The organism is Zhihengliuella halotolerans, assembly GCF_004217565.1.
In the GTDB taxonomy this organism is placed as follows: domain Bacteria; phylum Actinomycetota; class Actinomycetes; order Actinomycetales; family Micrococcaceae; genus Zhihengliuella; species Zhihengliuella halotolerans.
Genome location: NZ_SHLA01000001.1, coordinates 1,842,477 through 1,862,992, shown reverse-complemented (window position 1 = coordinate 1,862,992; position 20,516 = coordinate 1,842,477). Strand labels below are relative to the sequence as shown.

19 protein-coding genes are annotated in these 20,516 nt (G+C 70.2%); 7 read left to right on the top strand and 12 right to left on the bottom strand.

Features of this window, described 5'->3' with window-relative positions; translation table 11 throughout:
- Together EV380_RS08375 and EV380_RS08370 are read right to left on the bottom strand one after the other, a co-directional pair.
- Complete coding sequence (locus EV380_RS08375; protein WP_242607545.1) at positions 1–657, bottom strand: GNAT family N-acetyltransferase; 657 nt, start codon at positions 655–657, stop codon at positions 1–3.
- Complete coding sequence (locus tag EV380_RS08370; protein ID WP_130450658.1) at positions 636–1,448, bottom strand: hypothetical protein; 813 nt, start codon at positions 1,446–1,448, stop codon at positions 636–638. The genes EV380_RS08375 and EV380_RS08370 overlap by 22 nt, the downstream gene beginning before the upstream one ends.
- 59 nt (positions 1,449–1,507) lie before the next feature.
- On the opposite strand from EV380_RS08370, the gene EV380_RS08365 reads away from it, so the two are divergent.
- Positions 1,508–2,008, top strand: coding sequence for a prepilin peptidase (locus EV380_RS08365; protein ID WP_130450656.1), 501 nt, complete (start codon positions 1,508–1,510; stop codon positions 2,006–2,008).
- A gap of 3 nt (positions 2,009–2,011) precedes the next feature.
- Here the strand turns inward: EV380_RS08365 and EV380_RS08360 are convergent, their stop codons facing one another.
- Entirely contained in the window at positions 2,012–2,482 is a 471-nt protein-coding gene (locus EV380_RS08360) for a MarR family winged helix-turn-helix transcriptional regulator (RefSeq protein WP_102161438.1), read from the bottom strand.
- A 183-nt stretch (positions 2,483–2,665) separates the two neighbouring features.
- On the opposite strand from EV380_RS08360, the gene EV380_RS08355 reads away from it, so the two are divergent.
- The gene (locus tag EV380_RS08355; RefSeq protein WP_130450654.1) at positions 2,666–3,853 is read left to right on the top strand and encodes an MFS transporter; all 1,188 of its coding nucleotides are present in this window, start codon (positions 2,666–2,668) and stop codon (positions 3,851–3,853) included.
- Between the two features lie 54 nt (positions 3,854–3,907).
- On the opposite strand, the gene EV380_RS08350 is transcribed toward EV380_RS08355, so the two are convergent.
- The 3 genes from EV380_RS08350 to EV380_RS08340 form a co-directional block, all read right to left on the bottom strand.
- Positions 3,908–5,323 (bottom strand): class II fumarate hydratase, encoded by a 1,416-nt coding sequence (locus EV380_RS08350; RefSeq protein WP_130450652.1) that lies wholly within the window; start codon positions 5,321–5,323, stop codon positions 3,908–3,910.
- Between the two features lie 90 nt (positions 5,324–5,413).
- The gene (locus EV380_RS08345; protein ID WP_102161445.1) at positions 5,414–6,040 is read right to left on the bottom strand and encodes a carbonic anhydrase; all 627 of its coding nucleotides are present in this window, start codon (positions 6,038–6,040) and stop codon (positions 5,414–5,416) included.
- A 53-nt stretch (positions 6,041–6,093) separates the two neighbouring features.
- Positions 6,094–6,669: a DUF4245 domain-containing protein gene (locus EV380_RS08340; RefSeq protein ID WP_130450650.1), complete on the bottom strand. Its 576-nt coding sequence runs from the start codon at positions 6,667–6,669 to the stop codon at positions 6,094–6,096.
- A gap of 108 nt (positions 6,670–6,777) precedes the next feature.
- Here EV380_RS08340 and glpX point away from each other — a divergent pair, with 108 nt between their 5' ends.
- Positions 6,778–7,800: a class II fructose-bisphosphatase gene (gene glpX / locus EV380_RS08335; RefSeq protein WP_373278174.1), complete on the top strand. Its 1,023-nt coding sequence runs from the start codon at positions 6,778–6,780 to the stop codon at positions 7,798–7,800.
- Between the two features lie 9 nt (positions 7,801–7,809).
- Here glpX and manA read toward each other — a convergent pair whose 3' ends face one another.
- From manA to EV380_RS08315, 4 genes are read right to left on the bottom strand one after another with little or no spacing between them, the layout of a single operon-like run.
- Positions 7,810–9,096, bottom strand: coding sequence for a mannose-6-phosphate isomerase, class I (gene manA, locus EV380_RS08330; protein WP_130450646.1), 1,287 nt, complete (start codon positions 9,094–9,096; stop codon positions 7,810–7,812).
- A 40-nt stretch (positions 9,097–9,136) separates the two neighbouring features.
- Complete coding sequence (locus tag EV380_RS08325; protein WP_130450644.1) at positions 9,137–10,825, bottom strand: LCP family protein; 1,689 nt, start codon at positions 10,823–10,825, stop codon at positions 9,137–9,139.
- 10 nt (positions 10,826–10,835) lie between these two features.
- A complete protein-coding gene (gene purE / locus EV380_RS08320) occupies positions 10,836–11,381 on the bottom strand; it encodes a 5-(carboxyamino)imidazole ribonucleotide mutase (RefSeq protein ID WP_102161454.1) in 546 nt (181 codons plus the stop codon).
- 58 nt (positions 11,382–11,439) lie between these two features.
- Complete coding sequence (locus EV380_RS08315) at positions 11,440–12,600, bottom strand: 5-(carboxyamino)imidazole ribonucleotide synthase (protein ID WP_130450642.1); 1,161 nt, start codon at positions 12,598–12,600, stop codon at positions 11,440–11,442.
- Positions 12,601–12,788: 188 nt separating this feature from the next.
- Between EV380_RS08315 and EV380_RS08310 the strand changes: the two genes are divergently transcribed.
- A complete protein-coding gene (locus tag EV380_RS08310) occupies positions 12,789–13,331 on the top strand; it encodes a GtrA family protein (protein ID WP_130450640.1) in 543 nt (180 codons plus the stop codon).
- A 16-nt stretch (positions 13,332–13,347) separates the two neighbouring features.
- Here the strand turns inward: EV380_RS08310 and EV380_RS08305 are convergent, their stop codons facing one another.
- Entirely contained in the window at positions 13,348–14,076 is a 729-nt protein-coding gene (locus EV380_RS08305; protein ID WP_130450638.1) for a TIGR03089 family protein, read from the bottom strand.
- 307 nt (positions 14,077–14,383) lie between these two features.
- Here EV380_RS08305 and EV380_RS16865 point away from each other — a divergent pair, with 307 nt between their 5' ends.
- Genes EV380_RS16865 through EV380_RS08290 form a run of 3 tightly spaced genes read left to right on the top strand, consistent with a single transcriptional unit; the run spans position 14,384 to position 19,970 of the window.
- On the top strand, positions 14,384–14,932 hold the full coding sequence (locus EV380_RS16865) for a WhiB family transcriptional regulator (protein ID WP_102161462.1): 549 nt from the start codon (positions 14,384–14,386) through the stop codon (positions 14,930–14,932).
- Entirely contained in the window at positions 14,818–18,312 is a 3,495-nt protein-coding gene (locus EV380_RS08295; RefSeq protein ID WP_341272765.1) for a glycosyltransferase, read from the top strand. Before EV380_RS16865 ends, EV380_RS08295 begins: the two co-directional genes overlap by 115 nt.
- Complete coding sequence (locus EV380_RS08290) at positions 18,309–19,970, top strand: DUF5719 family protein (protein ID WP_130450634.1); 1,662 nt, start codon at positions 18,309–18,311, stop codon at positions 19,968–19,970. Before EV380_RS08295 ends, EV380_RS08290 begins: the two co-directional genes overlap by 4 nt.
- On the opposite strand, the gene EV380_RS08285 is transcribed toward EV380_RS08290, so the two are convergent.
- Positions 19,967–20,497, bottom strand: a complete 531-nt coding sequence (locus EV380_RS08285; protein ID WP_130450632.1) for a metallopeptidase family protein — start codon at positions 20,495–20,497, stop codon at positions 19,967–19,969. The two genes, EV380_RS08290 and EV380_RS08285, sit on opposite strands and share 4 nt — an antisense overlap.
- Positions 20,498–20,516: the final 19 nt, after the last annotated feature.

Below are 20,516 nucleotides of genomic sequence, written 5' to 3'. Positions count from 1 at the left end.
TCAGGGCAGGCGCAGGAACGCGGCGACGGAATCGTGGCCTGAGACCCCGAGCTCCCAGTCGGGGCGCCGAAAGGTCTCCGGGCTCACGTGCACGTACTGCACGTCTTCGACCTGGTCGCCCCACAGCTCGCGGCGCACCCCGTTCGGGGTGTAGCCGAGGGAGCGGGAGACGCCGAGCGAGGCCTCGTTCCAGGCCGCCGCCTCGGACCCGGCCGCCGTCGCCCCGAGATAGTCGAACGCGTAGGCCAGCCCTGCCGCGCGCATCTCCTTGCCGAGCCCGGCGCCCTGCGCGGAAGAGCGCAGCCAGGAGCCGGTGCCGACGCAGCGCAACGCCCGGAAGCCGGTGGCCGTGATGTCCTGAACGCCGACGAAGGTGCCCTCCGCCCAGACCCCGAGGGGCAGCGTCCACGCGTCCGGGTCGGTTGCTGCGCGGGTGCGCCACACGTGTACGGCCGTGTTGGTCGGCAGCTCGGTGGCGGTCGCCGACGTCCAGGGGAAGGAGAACGGATTGCGCTCGGGCGGGTGGATACCGGAGAGAGCGGCCTCGATCATCGCTTCGAGATCTTCATCGCGGATGACCCGCAGGCGCAGCCGCGGTGTCCTCAGCTCCAGGTCGAAGAGCGGCCAGTGCCCCGTCACCACTCGCCGACCACCCACGGGATGTGGTCTCGTACGTCCGTCAGATCCACCGAGTGCTCGACGAACAGGTCGTCGAGCATGTACTCGTCGACGGCGTGGATGCTCAGCGAATGCCCCGCGCCCGCACTCTCGCCGTCGAGCACCTCGGCCTCGACGCAGACGCTCGTCGCTGCGTCGATGCGCACGCGGGTGCGCGGGGCAGGAGTGCCCAGCCCGATCAGCGGCTGGCCCGCGTGCGCCGGTTCGAAGGATCGGTTCGGAGTGAGGACGGCCTCCATCGCGGGGCGCCCGGCGTGCGTGACCGAGGCCAACCCGTGCAACTCGACGACGTTCTCGAACGCGGTATCGACCGGCACGTCGGAGTTGCCGGCCAGCTCCACGGGGTCAAGCATCGCCGCCCAGCGCCCGTTGCCGAAGACCGGGTCGCCGTACTTGGCCTCGGGGCGGCGCTGCACGAGCCCCTCGTCGTCGTAGACGGGTGCCACGAGACGAGGCGGCAGGAGCCAGGGCGAGCGAGAGCCCGTGACGTAGAAGGCGTCCTTGGAGTCGTTGATGCGCGTCGTGCTGAACAGCAGCCGGGCGTCGTCGGACTCGACGCGCAGGGCATCCGGGCGGCGCAGCCACGCGTTCACCCGGGGGACCGGCACGACGTCGTCGGCCCCCGCGTGCGGGGCACGCCATTCGACGCTGAAGCGCAGCGACTCCCAGCGCCACGGCGAGGAGCGGCAGAGGCGGCGGAACCGCGTGGCGTCGCCGCCCGGGACGTTCACGTCGTCCAGAGCATTCGGGGTAGCGGCATCGGGGGACATATCCACAGCCTAAACCTTCGCGCCGGTGACGTCACCGGTGGTGCAGTAGCGTGATGGGTATGGTCTCCGTGTTCTCCGCGTACGCGTCCAGCATCCTGTCCCTGTGGCTGCTGGCGCTCGCCGTCGTCGTCTTCGTCTTCCTCGGCACGCGCTTGGCGATCATCGACGCCCGCACCCACCGGCTGCCCAACCGGATCGTGGGTCCCTGGTACCTGGTGGCTGCCGCGTTGATGGGTTCGGCAGCCCTGTTCGCCGGCCAGGGCTCCGACGCGTGGCGGATGCTCGCCGGCGGGGCGATCCTCTTCGGCGTGTACCTGGTGCTGCACTTGATCCAGCCGAAGGGCATGGGCATGGGAGACGTGAAGCTGGCCGGCGTGCTCGGCATGCACCTCGGCCTGGCCAGTTGGCAGCACCTGCTGCTCGGCACGTTCGCGTCGTTCCTGCTCGGCGGCCTCTACGCGATGGTGCTCGTCCTGACGAAGAAGGCGAACCTGAAGTCGTCCATCCCGTTCGGCCCGTTCATGATCGTCGGCACCGCGGCAGCCCTGCTCGTCGGGTAGGCGTCAGGCGTCGGCGCTAGTCGTCTGCGGTCGGGCGGGCACGAGGTGCAGCGCCTCGACGAGCGGTGCGAGCTCCGGGACTTCCTGCGCGCGCGCGAGCGTGGCCTCCAGGACGGCGTCGTGCGTCGGACGCGCCGCCGCGAGCAGCTCCCGGCCTGCGCCGGTGAGTTCCGTGTAGATGCCTCGGCGGTCGTCCGCGCAGAGGATGCGCGTCAGGAGGTTCCGGTTCTCGAGGCGGGTCACGAGGCGCGTCGTCGCGCTGCTCGAGAGTGCCGCTGCGCGGGCCAGCTGGCTCATACGCATGTGCCAGCCGTCCTGGCGGCTCAGAGCGTCGAGGACCGTGAACTCGACGACCGACAACGAGTGGCTGGACTGCAGGCACTTCTCGAGGTCCGTCTCGATCAGGGCGTGCAGGGCCGTCAGCCGGCGCCAGCCTCGGGAACGGATCTCCACGGCGTCGTCGGCGATCGACATTCGGCTGCCTCCTCGTGGCGTGCGGCCTCGGATCCCGGAGTGGGCGAGGTGGTCGTCACACAATACCACCTTGCGCCGATATAAGGCGTGTGCAACTATTTATTTGCACACGCAATCATTGCATGCGCTGGTTATCACCGCAGGTCGCCAGTTTCTCGCTCATCATCCAGAAGGGGATTTTTCATGCCCGCAGCACTCATCGCGCTCGCGCTCGGCGGTTTCGGCATCGGCCTGACCGAGTTCGTCATCATGGGGCTCCTGCCCAACGTGGCCCGTGATTTCGAGGTCACCGAGACCCAGGCCGGATACCTCATCTCGGGTTACGCTCTCGCCGTCGCCATCGGTGCCATCGCCGTCACACTGGCTCTGACCCGCGTCAACCGCAAAGTCGCACTCCTGGTGCTGCTCGTCCTCTTCATCGCCGGCAACGTGCTCTGCGCTGTGGCCCCGACCTACGACGCGATGATGGTCGGGCGCATCGTGGCTGCGCTCTGCCACGGGGCCTTCTTCGGGATCGGCGCCGTGGTCGCGACCACGCTGGTGCCGGCCGCCAAGCGGGCCGGGGCCATCGCGATCATGTTCGCCGGTCTGACCATCGCCAACGTTCTCGGCGTGCCTTTCGGGACGTTCCTGGGCCAGGCCGCAGGCTGGCGCTCGACGTTCTGGGTGATCTCCGCCATCGGCGTGCTCGCCTTCGCCGGCATCTTGCTTCTCATTCCCTCGATCCGGGCCGAAGCGTCGGGCAACCCGCTGCGCGAATTCCGGATCTTCAGCCGCCGCCAGGTGTGGCTGTCCATGGCGGTGACCGTTCTGGGCTACGGCGGCATGTTCGGGGCCTTCAGCTACATCGCCTACACGCTGACCGGTGTCTCGGGGTTCTCGGAAGCGGCCGTCCCGTGGCTGCTCGTCGTCTTCGGCGGAGGGCTGTTCGTCGGCAACTTCGTCGGCGGGTGGGCAGCTGACCGCCACCTGGGCAGGACGCTGCTCGTGGTCCTGGCCGCACTGCCCGTGATCCTGGTGGTTTTCGCGCTGACGGCGCAGAACCAGCTGGCGACGGTGGTCGCGCTCGTCGTCATGGGCGGCTTCGGATTCGCCACCGTGCCCGCGCTGCAGATGCGCATCATGAACCACGCGGACGACGCGCCGACGCTCGCCTCGGGTGCCAACATTGGAGCGTTCAATATCGGCAACGCGCTCGGTGCCTGGGCCGGAGGCCTGACCATCGCGTGGGGCCTGGGATACACATCGCCGCTCTGGGCGGGCGCCGCGGTCGGCGCGGTCGGCCTGGCTGTCTTCGTCGTCGCGGCCACGGCCCGCGGCGGCGAGTTCGATCGGCGCCAGCTGGCCGAGAACTTCACGGCCGCGGCGTAGCCGGAGCTCGTGGCGCCTGAGCGGCCGGGCCGCGCCGGTATCGCCCCGGTGTTGCTACGCGTCCGGTCCGGTCATCGTGGTGACGTCGAGGGCCTCGTCGAGCTGCTGCTCGGTGAGCTCGCCGCGCTCGACGTAGCCGAGGGCGATCGTCGCCCCCCGGACGGTGAGCGACTCGGCGACCGCCTTCTTCGCGATCTCCGCCGCGTTCTCATAGCCGATGAGCTTGTTCAGCGGCGTGACGATGGACGGGCTCGCCTCGGCGAGGAAACGCGCCCGCTCCTCGTTGGCCTTCAGCCCGTCGATCATCCGGTCGGCCATGAGCCGCGCGGTGTTCGTCAGCAGGCGGACCGATTCGAGCAGGTTCGCCGCCATCACCGGGATGCCGACATTCAGCTCGAAGGCGCCGTTGGTCGAGGACAGTGCGATCGTGGTGTCGTTGCCGATGACCTGGGCGGCGACCTGGATGGCGGCCTCGCTGATGACCGGGTTGACCTTGCCCGGCATGATGGAGCTGCCGGGCTGCAAGTCGGGGATCGCGATCTCGCCGAGGCCCGTGTTCGGCCCCGAACCCATCCAGCGCAGGTCGTTGTTGATCTTGATGAACGAGTAGGCGATCGTGCGCAGCTGCCCCGAAGCCTCGATGAGGCCGTCGCGGTTGGCCTGGGCCTCGAAGTGGTTGCGTGCCTCGGTGATCGGCAGGGACGTGTCTTCGGCGAGCAGCGCGATGGCCTTGGCCGCGAACCCGGGCGGGGTGTTGATTCCCGTGCCGACGGCCGTGCCGCCGAGCGGGACCTCCGCGACGCGCGGCAGCGCAGACTCGATGCGCTCGATGCCGTAGCGGACCTGGGCCGCGTAGCCGCCGAACTCCTGGCCCAGCGTCACCGGGGTCGCGTCCATGAGGTGGGTGCGCCCGGACTTCACGACGGACGCGAACTCCTCCGCCTTGCGCTCGAGCGAGGCCGCGAGGTGGGCGAGGGCCGGGATGAGATCGGCGGTCAGGGCGCTTGTCGCGGCGACATGCACCGACGTCGGGAACACGTCGTTCGAAGACTGCGACGCGTTCACGTGGTCGTTCGGGTGCACGGTCTTGGTGCTGCCGTGGTTGAGCAGATGGCGGGTCGCCAGCTCGGCGAGGACCTCGTTGGTGTTCATATTCGACGACGTGCCGGAGCCGGTCTGGAAGACGTCGATGGGGAAGTGCTCGTCGAACTCGCCGGACGCGACCCGGTCGGCGGCGGCGATGATGGCGTCGGCGACGTCGCGGTCGACGACCCCGAGAGCGGCGTTGGCGCCGGCCGCGGCCTTCTTCACGCGCGCGAGGGCCTCGATGTGTTTGCGTTCGAGCCGCTTGCCGGAGATGGGGAAGTTCTCCACGGCGCGCTGCGTCTGCGCTTTGTAGAGCGCATCCGCGGGCACGCGGACTTCACCCATGGTGTCGTGTTCGATCCGGTACTTTTCACTCGTCGTCATTCTCACCACGTTAGACCCGTCGCCGCCTCGCCGACTAGGGGCTGGGCCATAGTCGGGCGTGACGAACGCGACGGAAAGAGGACGTGGAGCTCAGACGCTGCCGTGCTGGCAGACCAGCTCGGCCTTGCCCTCGGCCAAGCGGTAGGTCACGCCTGCGATCGCGGTGCGGCCCTCCTGAACCGCCTCGCTGAGGCTCCGGGACATCTCCAGCAGCCGGGTGGAGGTCTGCTTCACGTGCTCGACAACCGTGCTGTTGACGTCCTTGACATCCTGGCGGCGGGCGGCGACGACGCTGGGGGTGATGCGCTCGACGAGGTTGCGGATGTATCCCGGTGGCATGTCGCCGGTTCGGTAGGCGTCGATTGCGGCCGTCACGGCCCCGCAAGAGTCGTGGCCCAGGATGACGATGAGCGGAACGTTGAGGACGTCGACCGAGTATTCGAGCGATCCCAGAACCGCCGGATCGATCACCTGGCCGGCGGTGCGGACCACGAAGACGTCGCCGAGCCCGACGTCGAAGATGATCTCGGCGGCGAGTCGGGAGTCGGAACAGCCGAAGATGACGGCGAACGGGTTCTGGGCGTCGACGAGTTCGTCGCGGCGCGCGGCGTTCTGGTTGGGGTGGGCGGTCTCGCCAACGACGAAACGGGCATTGCCCTCCTGCAGCAGTTTCCAAGCCTCGGCAGGGGTCAGCGCGGAATTCTTGACTTCAGACATGACTCACAGGCTAGCGGCAGTCACGGCCGGGCCGTGAGTTCTGTGACCGGCAGCTACTCCGCGAGGACGGCCAAAGCGGCGGCCTCGAGGGTCTCGGGACCGGAATCGCTGGCGAGCAGGACCGTGGTCCCGTCCACGGTACCCACGAGCGTGACGTGCGGGGCACCGTCGTCGTCGCGCACCGAGCGCTCCTCCCACACCGCCCCGCCGATGCGGCGCTCGCCGGTGACCGGCGCGGACTCGGCGTGTTGGGCGATCCAGGTCGGGTTCGCCGCGTCGGTCTGCTTGAGCCAGACGAAGCCCTCCTCGTCCGTCACATAGCCGACCTCCCAGTAGGCGACCCCGTCCGCGCCGCCGGACTGCCAGCGCGCGAAGTTCGGGTACCAGCCGGCCGGGACGGCCGCGTCAAGCGGCGTGAAGCTGGCGGACTGGCCCGCCTGCGCGGCGATGCCGGAGACGTCCACGTCGGGATCGTAATTGTTTTCCTGGTTGAACGGGTTCATGAACATCACGGGGATCACCACCGCGAGGGTGAGCAGCACCGAGATCACCATGCCCTTGAGGGACTGGTTGGCGCGCTTGGCCTGGGATTCGGTCAGGATCGGCTTGGGGAGTTGTTCGTCGCTCACTTAACTATTGTGACGGATGCCCGCGCCCGGAGGCGACGCGGGGCCGTACTCGATATGATCGATGGCGCGGGGAGCGCCCGCGAATACATCTCAAGGACGAGGACCGTAGTGACTGAAGACACGAATTTCGCCCAATTGTCCCCACGACTCTCTCTCGGCGACGCCGAGCCGGACCGCAACCTCGCACTCGAACTGGTGCGCGTGACCGAGGCGGCGGCCATCGCCTCGAGCCCGTGGGTGGGTCTCGGGGACAAGAACGCGGCCGACGGCGCCGCGGTCGACGCGATGCGGTCGCTGCTCTCGACGGTGAACTTCAACGGCGTCGTCGTCATCGGCGAGGGTGAGAAAGACGAAGCCCCGATGCTGTTCAACGGCGAGCACGTGGGCAACGGCGGCGGACCCGAGGTCGACGTCGCCGTCGATCCCGTCGACGGCACCCGGCTGACCGCCCTCGGCATCAACAACGCGATCTCCGTGCTGGCCGTCGCCGAGCGCGGGGCGATGTTCGACCCGTCGGCGGTGTTTTACATGGACAAGCTCGTCACGGGGCCCGAGGCGGCCGACATGGTGGACCTGCGCCTGCCCGTGAAGCAGAACCTGCACCTCATCGCGAAGGCCAAGAACAAGCCGATCAGCCAGGTCACCGTGTGCGTGCTGGACCGCCCGCGCCACCAGAAGCTCATCGAGGACATCCGCGCCGCGGGCGCTCGCACCAAGATGATCCTCGACGGGGACGTCGCGGGCGCCATCGCCGCGACCCGCGAGGACACGGGCGTCGACGCCCTGATGGGGGTCGGCGGCACGCCGGAGGGCATCGTCTCCGCGTGCGCGATCCGCGCGCTCGGCGGCGTCATCCAGGGCCGGCTCTGGCCGCAGGACGACGACGAGAAGCAGCACGCGATCGACGCCGGCCACGACCTGGACCGCGTGTTGACGACGACCGATCTGGTCACGAGCGACAACTGCTACTTCGCGGCGACCGGCATCACCGACGGCGACCTGCTGCGCGGCGTGCGCTACAAGAACAGCACCATCCGCACGCAGTCGATCGTGATGCGCTCGAAGTCCGGCACCATCCGCTTCGTGGACGGCGAGCACCAGTCGAAGAAGTGGGAGCCTTACACCCGCTGAGGCGGGCGACTACTGCACGCGCGGCGGCAGGGTTACGGCGTAGGCTGTAGCGCTGCCGCCGTCGTCGTCTCCGGGGGTGGCGCGGGCGCTCTGCGCCAGGCGCGCGACGACGGGGGCCGCCGTCGCGGGCAGGAAAACGGATTCGCCGCGGGAGACGAGGACGTCGCCGGTCGGCGCGTCCAGCACGAGCGCGCCAGAGGTTACGAGCACGACAGCGGGGCCGCGCTGATCGACGGGCACGTCGGAGCCGGCGCGCACCTCGAGGACCTGCAGCTCGAACTCCTCGAATCCGGGCCGGTAGATGCGCTGGCCGAACTCCGTTTCGTTGGGCTCCACGAACGGGACCGGCAGCGGCCGGAAGTCGACCGTGGCCAGCAGCTCGCCCACATCGACGTGTTTGGGCGTGAGCCCGCCGCGCAGCACGTTGTCCGAGCTGGCCATGACCTCGATGCCGAGCCCGCGCAGGTACGCGTGCACGTTGCCGGCCGGCAGCGCGATCGCCTGCCCGGGGGAGAGGGTGACATGGTTCAGCAGCAGCGAGATCAGCACCCCCGGATCGCCCGGGTAGTGCCCGTTGAGGGCGTCGAGCTCGGCCAGCCCGGGATCGATCCGAGCCCCGTCGGCCCGCAGGCGTTCGACGGCGGCCGGCGCCTGGGCGACGAGGTCCAGGACCGGCGGCGAGACCTCGCGCGTCCGCCCGCCCAGAAGGGCGGTGAAGGCGCCGGGGAGGTCGCCGGCGCCGAGCAGGGCGCCGATCTGCTCCGCGGCCTCGCGGGCCGACTCGGAGAGGGCGCCGGAGTCTGCGAGCTGCGCGAAGAGGCCCGCCGCGACCCGCGGCTCGCGGAATCCGCAGAGCGCGGTGAACTCCGTGAGAGCCAGCAGCATTTCCGGCTTGTGGTTGTCGTCCTTGTAATTGCTGTCCGGGTGCTCCGCTGCTAGCCCGGCGGCCTGCTGGGCGGCGAAGCCGGCGCGGGCGCGCTCCAGGGTCGGGTGCACCTGCAGGGACAGAGGAGCGGCGGCCGCGAGCACCTTGGCCAGGAACGGCAGACGCCCGTACCGGGCGCCGGCCTCGTCGCCGAGGTGCGCGACGGGGTCGGCGGCGATGACTTCGTCGAGGCGCACGGCGCCGTCGTGCTGTTCGGCGGTCGGACCCAGTACGAGCGACGGGGCGCCGGGGTGCGCCCCGATCCACAATTCGGCCTCCGGTCCGCCCGAGGGCGCGCGCCCCAGCAGTGAAGCGATGAGGTCCGTGGAGCCCCACGCGTAATCGCGGACGGTGTTCTCTAGGTGGTACACGGCGGCTCCTGGGAGGTGATCCTCGCGGTGGGGAGTGCGGTCAGGTCGTGCATTCGTCGTTGTCGCCGGCGATCAGCTCCAACAGGCCGGTCTGCCCGGTCTGCTCGAGGTAGATCAGGTAGTCCTCGGTGATGGGTGAGCCATCCGGCTGAGCCGTCGGAGCCTCCGATCCCCAGCCCGCGATGTCGTCCTGCTTGTCCGTCGCCTCGGTGGACCCGGCCGTGTCTCCGGCGTCGGAGCTTTCGCCACCGGTGCCACCGTCGCCGCCGTCCTCGTCGGAACCGCTCGCACCGTCATCCGACGAGTCCTCGCTCGGCTCGGGCTTCTCCTGCGGTGTCGGCTCGGGGGCGTCGCCGGAAGCCGTGAGCAGGATCTCGTCCACGCGCTCCTCGATCAGGCCGAAGTCCGGGTAGGTCGAGAACCTGTCCGAGCTCGTCCCGAAGTCCGGCGCGCCAAGGGTGAGGCGCTCCATCGGGCTGTCGCGGGCTTTGTCGGCCAGATTCAGGAAGCTGCCGAGCTGGTCCTGAGGGATGTTGGTCTCCACGAGATTTTCGCCGGCGGACATGATGTCCCCGAATCGGGTCAGGACCGTCTGCGGGTTGAACTGCTTGATCATGGCCTGCTGCAGGCACTGCTGCCGGCGGATGCGGTGGTAGTCGGTCGTGAAGTAGCGGGACCGGGCGAACCAGAGGGCCTCGGCCCCGTCCATCTTCAGTTCCCCGGGTTCGAACCAGCGCGTGCGCACGTACATGTCATCGCGCTGCGGGCCGCGGAAGGGAACCCAACCGCCGGATTGAACCGTGACGCCGCCCATGGCGTCGATGAACGTCTCGAAACCGGCCATGTCCACGAGGACGTAGCCCTGGACCTCGACGCCGGTGATGCCTTCCGCCGCGTCCATCATCGCCTCGGCGCCCGCGTTGGAGCCCTCCGGGTAGACGTCGGCGTAGCTCTGCTCCACGACCGGGTAGAGGGCGTTGAGGATGCACTCGTTGCCGCAGTCGAAGCCGGTGGGGAAGACGTCCGCGAGCGGGGAGCCCGCGGGGAAGGGCGCGTTCTGGAAATTGCGGGGGAAGGAGATGATCGCGGTCTTGCCGGTCTTCGCATCGACGCTGAAGAGCATCATCGTGTCGGGGCGCAGGCCCTCGCGGTTGGCCCCGGCATCGCCGCCCATGACCAGGATGTTGTAGCGGCCGTCGGCGGGCTCCATCTCGGGTCCGGAGGCGAAGACGTTCTTGATCGTGTCGCGGCCCGTGTTGAGCATGAACGAACCGTAGCCGAGCGCGCCCGCCGTGCAGACGAGGGCCAGCACGGTGGCGCCGACGAGGATCCCGCGCGCGCCCGGGGCGAGCAGGGTGGGCCGGATGATCGCGATCGTGTTGATGAAGAGCAGTACCCACCCGATGGCCAGCAGGAGCAGGAGGATCGCGAGGGTGAGCTGCGCCGAAGGCCGGGCCAGCAACGAGATCAGGATGGCCCGGTCGAACACGTAGACGGCGACCGTGAGGATCAGCAGGGTCCAGCACGTCAGTGTGACAACGAGGGCGCGGCGGCCGATGCGCCGGTTGCCGGCGACCACCTGCGCGCCGCCGGGTACGAAGATCGTTAGGAGCAGGAGGAAAAACGCCCGCTTGGTGCGGACGGGAGCTGGCGCCTGCTCGGGATTCCGGACCGGGTCGGTGAGCCGGCCGCCGGGGTTCGAGGGGTTCTGATTCGTCGAAGGCTGCATGGGGTCTCGGCTAGCGCCCGTCGCCCGCCCGCTGCTCGGCGATGCTCGCGCGCAGCGCGGCGCCCTTGTCGGCGGCCACCTGGCGCAGCCCGGCGGCGAAGTCGACGAGGTCCGAGCGGAGGGCGGCCGCCTCCTCGCCCGCGCCGGAGGCCAGGATCCGCGCCGCGAGCAGCCCCGCGTTGCGCGCGCCGTTGATCGAGACGGTCGCCACCGGGACACCCGCGGGCATCTGGACGATCGAGAGCAGGGAATCCATGCCGTCGAGGGTCTTCAGCTGGACGGGCACGCCGATGACGGGCAGCGGAGTCACGGAGGCCAGCATGCCGGGCAGGTGGGCGGCTCCGCCGGCGCCGGCGATGATCACGCGCAGTCCCCGCTCGTGAGCGGTCTTGCCGTAGCTGATCATGTCCTCGGGCATGCGGTGCGCGGAGACGACGTCGGCCTCGTAAGGGATGCCCAGCTCGTCGAGGGCTTCGGCGGCCAGACGCATCGTCGGCCAGTCGGAGTCCGATCCCATGACGACGCCGACCAGTGGCTGCGTGGTGCTCATGCTCATTCCTTCGTTCTTGGACCGGCCGTGGTGATGGTGACCGGTGGACGGGGGTGGCGGGCGCTTACTGCCCGTCTCGGATGAGGGCGGCGACGCGGTTCGCGCGCTCCCGCACGGAGGCGACGCTCTCGCCGGGCTCGGCGACGACGTTGATGTGCCCGATCTTACGGCCCGGCCGCACGGACTTGCCGTAGGCGTGGATCTTGGCGCGCGGTTCGGCGGCCAGGGCCGCCTGATACATCGAGTAGAGGTCCTCGTTGGCGCCGCCGAGGTAGTTCTTCATCACGGTGCGCCCACCCAGGGGACGCGTGTCGCCCAGCGGCAGATCCAGCACGGCGCGCAGGTGCTGCTCGAACTGGCCGGTCACACAGCCGTCCATCGACCAGTGGCCGGTGTTGTGCGGCCGCATCGCGAGCTCGTTGATCACGAATCCGGCGCCGTGGCCGGGCGTTTCGAAGAGCTCAGCGGCCATCGCGCCGGTGACGCCGAACTCGCGGGCGATCGTCAGCGCCGCTTCGCGGGCGGCCTCTTCGACGGCCGGGTCGAGCTCGGCCGCCGGGGCGATCACCTCGTCGCAGACGCCGTCGACCTGAATCGTGTGCACGACGGGCCAGGCGCGGGCCTCTCCGCCCGGGGTGCGGGCCACCATGGCGGAGAGCTCGCGAGAGAAATCGACCTTTTCCTCGGCGAGCAGGGCGTCGAAGCGGCCAGCGTCGAACCAGTCGGCGCACGCTTGGGCGGCAACGTGGTCCTCCACGATGCGCACTCCCTTGCCGTCGTAGCCGCCGCGCGGGGTCTTCAGCACGACGGGCCAACCCGCCTCGTCCCCGAACGCCACGAGCTCGGCGACGGAGGCGACGGCCGCCCAGCGCGGGTTCGGCAGCCCGAGGGCCTCGATCGCACGGCGCATGACCAGCTTGTCCTGGGCGTGGACGAGCGCGCTCGGCCGCGGCTGGACGTTCACGCCCTCGTCGATCAGGGTCTGCAGGTGCTCGTTCGGCACGTGCTCGTGGTCGAAGGTGACCACGTCCTTGCCGCGGGCGAAAGCGCGCAGGGTCTCGAGGTCCGTGTAGTCACCCACGGGCGCGGAGGACACCGCCTTCACCGCGGACACGTCCGGGCCTTCGGCCAGAACGTGCAGATCGAAACCAAGATGGACAGCTTGGGGGGCCATCATTCGGGCCAGCTGTCCGCCACCAACAACGCCAATCACAGGAAAACTCACCCGCCCAGCCTACCGAAGCCGGCCGCCGCTGCCCGCCCGGTGACGGAAGACACCGGTCATTTCGGCTGTATTCACAGAAAACGCGCAGCGGGCACACCTAGACTGATCGCTAACGTGCCCTCCGGCCGGGTCCGGCGTCTCACCGCCGCGCCCGGGTCCCGGCGGGGCGATCGAACGCGTGGAGGAATATGTTCAGGGGACTCATCGAGCGTGTCCAAGGACTCGTCTCAATGCTCTGGCGCGAGGTCATGAAGTTCGGAACGGTCGGTGCCGCCGCCTTCGTGGTGGACAGCAGCATCTACTTCTGGCTGATGTCAGGTCACATGGCCGGGTCCGAGGTCAAGGCGAAGATCGTCGCCGGCGTCGTCGCGACCTTCTTCTCCTGGGGCGCGAACCGCTACTGGACGTTCCGGCACCGCCGCCAGGCCAACATCGCCCGCGAGCTGGTGATGTTCCTGATCATGAACGCGATCGGGCTCGGGATCGCCGCCGCGTGCGTGTGGGTGACCAAGTACATGCTGCACCTGACGGACACGACCAGCCTCTTCATCGCCGGCAGCGTGGTGGGCCTGATTCTGGGCACGATCTTCCGTTTCTTCGCCTACCGCTTCTGGGTCTTCACCGCCGAGTTGGACGCGGAACCCGAGTTCGCCCACGATCACGAGCTGCTCCACCCGAACGAGCGCGACGCCGTCGCAGCGGACGCCCCCGCGCCGGGCCCGCGCGCGTGAGCCCCGTTCACTCCGGCTAGATCCTCCGCACGGCCCGTTCCTGCGCGAGCAGCGCCTCGCGCGCCTCGACGCCGCGACCGAACAGGACCAGCGCGTCACCGCGGCCGAACTGCACGACGGCGGCACGAAGGGCCGCGCCCAGCGCCGGCTCGTCCGCCTCGTGGTCATCAGCGACGAAGGCAGCCGTTCCGCCGTCCCCGCCTGCGGGCGCAACGAGCTCGCCGAAGGTCAGCGTGCCGAGGGCGGTCGTCAGCGCCCCGGCGCCGGCGGCGACCGATTCCGGGAAGGCGACGTCGCCGAAGCTCCGCACCTCCGCCGCGTAGTCGAGAGCTCCAGACGGCAACTCGGCACCGAAATTCAGGGCCAGCGAGCCGAGCGCGACGGCCAAGATCTCGTCGGCCTCGACCGTCTCCGGCGCGTCCGTGACGACGAGGTCGGCACCCAGGTCGGCGGCTCCCTCCGCGTCGGAGATGACGACGCGAGCGCCCAGCTGCCAGGCCGCGAACGCCAGCGCCAGAGTCTTCCAGTGCGCGGGCGCGGCGAACGCGACGCACGTCCCCGGGCCGGCGTCGTACTCCTCGGAGAGGAGGTTGGCGGATTTGGCGACCCAATTGTCGAACACGCGGCCAGAGAGCTCGACGCGCTCGCCCGACGGCCCGTGCCAGATGAGCAGGGGAGAGGGGCTCGCTCGCAGCGGAGCCAGGATCGACTCGATACCGTGTAACGATCCGTTCTGAGACGACATTGGCAAACTCCTCGTGATGCTGTGAAAACCCTGAGAATCCGCGGAAGTAGAGTCTTCCGTGGTCTGACGGGGATTTCGCCCGGCGTGGCGTGCGACGACACGCGGTGGATTGGTCTATAAAATCACCTGCCCGCTTGACGGAAGGTGAGTTACACAAGTGTAATTAGTCCCGTGGAACACTCATGAGCTTCCCTCATACGTTCTCACGAGATGACTCGCACTCGAGTTGAGAGCCAAGGCGCTGATCGCGCTGGTGGCGGAATACGAGAAGCAAGTACAGCCGAACAGCAAGTCGAAGGGCTCAACAATGGGGACACCAGAACGCATTCACGAGCACAATACGAGCCAGGCCCAGGCCTCGAAGCACTACGGCTCCCGAGGGGTGCCCGCCGATTGGTTCCTCGATCCGGCCGACGACGCGGCTGCCGAACGCTTCCGTGAGGCTTCGGATCTCAAGCTCGAGGATCAGGCGACCGCCTTCCTCGCCGCGCACGAGAGCGCCGAGGGCGAACCCGCCGTCGAACCGGCGGAGGGCCTCGTCGCACCAGTGCGCGAACTGCCGGCCGAGAAGGAGGCCGAGGGCGCGCCGGAGCGCGGCCTGTGGCTGAACCTCCTCGGATACGAGGAGGATGAGGGCGAACTCGGCTGGCAGACCGAAGCCCTCTGCGCCCAGACCGATCCCGAGGCGTTCTTCCCGGAGAAGGGCGGCTCGACCCGCGACGCCAAGAAGGTCTGCGGGGCGTGCAACGTGCGTTCCGAGTGCCTCGAATACGCGCTGTCCAACGACGAGCGCTTCGGCATCTGGGGCGGGCTCTCCGAGCGCGAGCGCCGCCGGCTGCGGAAGCGAGCGGTCTAATTTACGAGCACCTCCGCGTCACCGCCGTCGTTGCAACGCGCGACGGTGCCGCCTTCCTGCCCCGCACGTTGGAGGCTCTGACGGGTCAGTCCCGCCCGGTCGACCGTTTCATCGGCGTCGACGCCGCCTCCCGCGACGAGTCCGCCGACTTGCTGCGCGCCCACCTGCCCGCCGACGCGACGATCGTTTCGACGACCGCGCACGGTTTCGGGCACTCCGTCGCCGCCGGCCTCGCCGCCGGACCCGAACCGACCGGAGCGCCCGAGGCGGAGTGGATCTGGCTGATCCACGACGACTCCGCGCCCGCCACGGACGCCCTCGAGAAGCTCCTGGACGCCGTCGAGGCGAGCCCATCGGTGACGATCGCCGGCTGCAAGCAGCTCGACGCCGACCGTCCGCGCCACCTGCTCGACGTCGGCCTCTCCATGAGCCGTGCCGGCGAACGCCTGACCATGATCGAGGCCGAAGAGCTCGACCAGGGCCAGCACGACCGCCGCTCCGACACCTTCGCCGTCAACTCCGCCGGCCTCCTCATCCGCCGCGACGTCTGGTCCGCGCTCGGCGGGTTCGACCGCGCCCTGCCCGGCGTCGGCGACGATCTCGACCTGTGCTGGCGCAACCGCCTCGCCGGCCACCGCGTCGTCGTGGTGCCGCAGGCGCGGATGTACCACGTCTCCGACGCCGTCAAGCAGCTGACCGGGCCCTTCGCCGCCCGCCGTTCGCAGGTCTACCTGCGCCTCAAACACGCGCCGCTGCCACTGGTCCCGTTCATCGCACTCTTCGCCGTACTCGGTGGGCTCGGCCGCTTCCTGTCGGGCCTCGTCACGAAGGACCCGGGCCACGGCGTCGGCCAGCTCGGCGCGTCCCTGCTGGCCGTCCTGCGGCCCGTCAGGCTGATCGCTTCCCGTCGCTCGGCCGCGCGGACCAGGAAGCAGCGCCGCTCCGCGGTCGCCTCCCTGATGACCCGGCGGCGCGATGTGCGCGAGCACCACCGTCACCTGCTCGCCGGCCACGAACTTGAGTCCGCACCCGGTGAACCGAACGCGGCCAGCGAAGCCTCCAATCCTTCCGGCGACGACCGCGACGACTTCGCCGAACTCGTCACCGCCAGCCGTACGAGTGCTGCCGTCAGTGCGCTGGTCGCGGTCCTCGTCACGGCCGGGCTCTCGCTCGTCGGCCTGCGCCACCTCATCGGCGCGCAAGCCCTCACCGAGGGATCGATGCTTCCGCTCTCCGCCCGGCTCGGCGACATCTGGGACAACGCGACCGATTGGTGGCAGGCCACGGGAAGCGGCATGCCGGGCGCGCCCGACCCCTTCGACTACGTACTGACCCTTATCGGCGCGGCCGGCGGCGCGGCCCCGAACGTGGCCGTCACCGTCTTCGTGCTCGCCGCGATGCCGCTGTCCGCGCTCTTCGCGTGGCTCGCGCTCAGCGCTGTGACCGGCTCGCGCGGCATTCGCCTCTTCGGCGCCGTCGCCTACGCCCTCGCGCCCACCCTTCAGGTGGCGCTGGGCAGCGGCCGCCTCGGCGCCGTCGTCGTGCACGTGCTGGCCCCGCTCGTCGCGCTCGGCGTGATCCGCAGCATCGGCGGTGCCCGCCGCCGCGGCCTCGTCACGCTCGACGACGACGACGCGCGGTCCGCCCGTCGCCCGGGCGTCGCCGGAACCATGTCGTGGACGGCCGCGGCCGGGGCCGGACTGGCGTTCGCACTCGTCGTCGCCGCCGCGCCCGCGCTCCTGCTGCCCACCATCCTCGCGATCGCCGTCGTCGGGGTGGCCGCCGGCCGGCGCGCCAAGAGCCTCTGGTGGATTCCGGTGCCGGCGCTCGCCATGGTGGCGGGTCTGGCCGTCTCCGCGTTCACGAACCTGCGGGTGCTTCTCGCCGACCCGGGTGTGCCGCAGGCATTCCACGCCGCGCCGTCCTGGCAGCAGCTGCTCGGTTTCCCCGTGAATCTGGATACCTCCGTGCCGCCGGCAGGGCTCGCCGCCCTGCCCGAGGGCGTGCCCTGGCTCGTCGTCGCCGCGGTTCTCGTCGCACTGCCCGCGCTCGCCTTCACGGTCGTCGGCGCGCTGGGCCCGGACCGTGCCGGCTGGACCGCACGCGGCGCGCTGGCCGCCGTCGTGCTGCTGCTCGTCGGCTCGGTCGGCTCCCAGCTGATCGCCACAAGCATCGACTCAGGCCGGGCGGTGACCCCGTTCACCGGGCCGTTCGTCTCCGGCATCGTCCTCGCATTGCTCCTGGCTGCGGCCGTGGGGGCGGGACGCCTGCGCTTCGGCGAGGCGCCGGGCCTGCGTGCCCAGGCACGCGAGGGCCGGGCCGCGCGCACCTGGGCCGGAATCGCGGCCGCCTTCGCTGCGGTCTCCGTCCTCATCGCCGGTGCGGGATTCCTCGCCGGCGGCGCTGGATACGGCGCCGAGCCGCAGCTGACCGCGACCACGCCGCGCAGCCTGCCCGCGACGGCCGCCGATCGCGGGCGGAGCGCATCGGAGTCCCGGACGCTCGTCGTCACCCAGGGCGAGGGCGGCGTCGTGCAGACGTCTCTCGCCTCGGGTGCGGGTTCGACCCTCGACTCCGTCTCCGCGGTCGCCGAGGCCGACGGCTACTTCGGCCCCGTCCTGCAGGCGGAGCGCAAGCAGGACGATGATGCGACGACCGTCCTGCGCGGCACCGTCGCTTCGATCGTCTCGGGGCAGGCGATTGACCCGCGCGCCGACCTCAGTGCGCTGGGTGTCGACTACGTCGTCCTCACCAACGTCGACTCCTCCGGAGACTACGTCGCGTCCCAGATCGACGTCGTCCCGGGCCTGGCCTCGGTCGGCCGGACCGACGCCGGCTGGCTCTGGCGCGTCGACCCCGTCCAGGCCGGCGGATCCGAGGAGTCTGGCGACTTCACGGCCCGCGTTCGCGTCGTCGGCTCCAATCTCCAGACCGAGCACCTGGTCGCTTCCGACCGGGCTCGGGTGTTGAACCAGGACGTGCCCGCGGGCTCCGAAGGGCGCCGCGTCGTCCTGGCCGAGCGCGCCGCCACGGGCTGGTCGGCGACCTACGACGGGCGCCCGTTGCGAGCCACGACCCTCGGCTGGGCCCAGGCCTTCGAGTTGCCGGCCGAGGCCGGTCGCTTGAACATCCAGTACTCCAACCCGTGGGCGATGCCCGTGCTGGCGGTGCAGGGCCTGGTTCTGCTCATCGCCTTGCTACTCGTCCTTCCGGTTCGGGCCCGCCGCCGGGCCGCCCTCGTGCAGCCGCGCTGGCGCACGAGCGACCACGTCTCCGATGAGCCGGACGCGGAGCCGGACGACGATGCGGAAGCGGACGAGCATCTCGCCGCAGACGCCGAGCCGGCGGTACCGGCGTCGACGACGAAGGAGCAGCGATGACGGAGAAACCAGAGCCGACGACCGGCCGGGCCGCCCAGCGCGGCACCGGGGCGGTCGAGAGCCGACGCGCCCGCCGGGCCCGCCGCCGCCGGATGCGGAAGATCCTCGCCGGCTCCGTCGGAGCTCTGCTCGTGCTCGGCACAGGTGGGGGAGTCGCGGCCGCCGGGTTCGTCGGACTGCCGACCGCGGCCCACGACCTCGGCATCACGCAGTCCGAGGTGCCGGCCGGCGAGGCCGTCTTCTCGTGCCCGCCGGTCCCCCGCATTGTGGAGGGAAGCACGGCGGAGGGCACCGACCCGGAGTTCGCTGCTGAATCGGATTCGGCCGAGTCCTCCCTGCGCGCCCTCGTGGTCAGCGACGCCGCCGAGCGGCTGCCCGGCAGTGCCGTCATGACGCTGGAGGGCGAGAGCATCGAGCGGCTCGCCCCGCAGCTGGATGAGGCCGAGGCAGCCGAGGCATCGGGGGCGAGCGCCGAGGGCTACAGCGGCCAGAAGGCCTCCGTTCAGGACAACGTGCGCGAAGCCGGATGGGCAGTCCTGCGCGCGCAGCCGTTGGGCGGCCTCAAGTCGTTGGCAGGGCAATCCCGGACCTACCGCGCGGACGACGGCGATCTGGCCGGATTCGCCTCCTCCTCCTGCCGGTCGCCGTCGAACGACGCGTGGATCACCGGCGCGTCCACCGAAGTCGGCCGTACCGCGCTGCTGATGCTCGCCAACCCCTCGGCCTCCGCGGCAACCGTCGATCTCGACGTCGTCGGCTCCACCGGCCGCGCCGATGCGGGCAACCTCCGCGGCATCGTGCTCGGGCCGGGCCAGACCAAGAACATCGTCCTCGCCGGCTTCATCGCCGAGGACCCGGCGGTCAGCGTGCGCGTGCGTTCCACGGGCGCACCCGTGAACGCGGTCGTTCAGCAGTCGGTCCTGCGTGGCCTCACCCCCGGCGGCGTGGAATACCTCGAGCCGGGCGAGACCGGAGGCACCTCGCAGGTCGTGCCCGGCGTCGTCGTCCAGAACGAGTCGAACACCCCGGAACCCACGGGTGACCTCGCCGACGCCCGGCCGGAGCTGCAGATCACCAACCCCGGTTCACGGGACGCCGAGGTCAACGTGCGGATCTTCCGCACGAGCGGCGAAGTCGACGTGCCCGGCGGCGCGACGGTGGAGGCGCCCGCGGATTCCGTGATGACCATCCCGTTGGACGAGCTCGAGGAGGGAACCTACACGGTGGCCCTGCAGTCGAGCGAGACGGTTGTCGCCGGGGCACGCTCGGTCCGCGGCACCGAGGACAGCGGTCTTGACTTCGCCTGGGCGGCTTCGGCCACACGGTTGGGCAACCAGCACGTGCTCGCCGTGCCGCGCTCTGCCCGCACGCATCTCGTGTTCGGGTCGGCCGGCGGCGCGTCCCAGGTGACGATCCGCCCGATCATGGCCGACGGCGGGATCGGCCGGGCCGAAACGATCGAGCTCGACGGCGCCGCGACGGAGCTGTTCGACGTGCGGGACCTGGACCCCGAGCCGGTCGCCTTGCTGATCGATGCGGCGGGCGAGGCGGTGTACGGCGCGCAGCGCGTGCAGGCCAGGAACAACGGCATCTCGACCCCGTCGATTCCGCGGGCCAGCGAGGGCCAGCGGAGCATCGCCGTGGATGTGACGCGCTAGGGACCGCGCAGGTGGCTGCGGCCGTACGTAGAATCGACCTGCTCCGGGCTGAGGTTCAGCAGTTCGGCGACCAGCTCGATCACCACGTCGTGGACAAGTTCCGGCAGTTCCGCCGGCGACGGTGACAGTTCCTCGATCGGCCGCCGAAAGAGCACGACCTGCTGCTGTCCGGCCACGGAGCGCTGACCTTCCGGCGTGGAGATCGACTGCGGACCGACCCGGAGGCTGCGTCCCAGCGGCGTCGCCTCGCCGCGCGCCGTCGCCCGGTCCAGCCCGGGTTTGTCGGGCGCGAAGGCGACCATGAACTGGATCGAAGCGATCCGGGTACCATGCAGTTGCTCGAGCCGCATGCTGGACTCGGCGACGAGGTCCTCGAACCGGTCCTGCCGCGTCCGCGCACCGGGCAGTGAGAGTGGCATCATCGGCCCGCGCATGCCGCGGCCGTGCCGGTTGCGGCGGCGCTGATGGAACCCGCGCCCGCCCGAGGGGCGGTGCTCGGGGCCGGAATCGAACGTGAATGAACCCATGTTCCGAGCCTATCCCGCC

Bases quoted from the DNA above. Each gene is read 5' to 3' on its own strand.
- EV380_RS08370 (WP_130450658.1), bottom strand. From the start codon at position 1,448: ATGTCCCCCGATGCCGCTACCCCGAATGCTCTGGACGACGTGAACGTC.
- EV380_RS08365 (WP_130450656.1), top strand. From the start codon at position 1,508: ATGGTCTCCGTGTTCTCCGCGTACGCGTCCAGCATCCTGTCCCTGTGG.
- EV380_RS08360 (WP_102161438.1), bottom strand. From the start codon at position 2,482: ATGTCGATCGCCGACGACGCCGTGGAGATCCGTTCCCGAGGCTGGCGC.
- EV380_RS08355 (WP_130450654.1), top strand. From the start codon at position 2,666: ATGCCCGCAGCACTCATCGCGCTCGCGCTCGGCGGTTTCGGCATCGGC.
- EV380_RS08350 (WP_130450652.1), bottom strand. From the start codon at position 5,323: ATGACGACGAGTGAAAAGTACCGGATCGAACACGACACCATGGGTGAA.
- EV380_RS08345 (WP_102161445.1), bottom strand. From the start codon at position 6,040: ATGTCTGAAGTCAAGAATTCCGCGCTGACCCCTGCCGAGGCTTGGAAA.
- EV380_RS08325 (WP_130450644.1), bottom strand. From the start codon at position 10,825: ATGCAGCCTTCGACGAATCAGAACCCCTCGAACCCCGGCGGCCGGCTC.
- purE (WP_102161454.1), bottom strand. From the start codon at position 11,381: ATGAGCATGAGCACCACGCAGCCACTGGTCGGCGTCGTCATGGGATCG.
- EV380_RS08310 (WP_130450640.1), top strand. From the start codon at position 12,789: ATGTTCAGGGGACTCATCGAGCGTGTCCAAGGACTCGTCTCAATGCTC.
- EV380_RS08305 (WP_130450638.1), bottom strand. From the start codon at position 14,076: ATGTCGTCTCAGAACGGATCGTTACACGGTATCGAGTCGATCCTGGCT.
- EV380_RS16865 (WP_102161462.1), top strand. From the start codon at position 14,384: ATGGGGACACCAGAACGCATTCACGAGCACAATACGAGCCAGGCCCAG.
- EV380_RS08290 (WP_130450634.1), top strand. From the start codon at position 18,309: ATGACGGAGAAACCAGAGCCGACGACCGGCCGGGCCGCCCAGCGCGGC.
- EV380_RS08285 (WP_130450632.1), bottom strand. From the start codon at position 20,497: ATGGGTTCATTCACGTTCGATTCCGGCCCCGAGCACCGCCCCTCGGGC.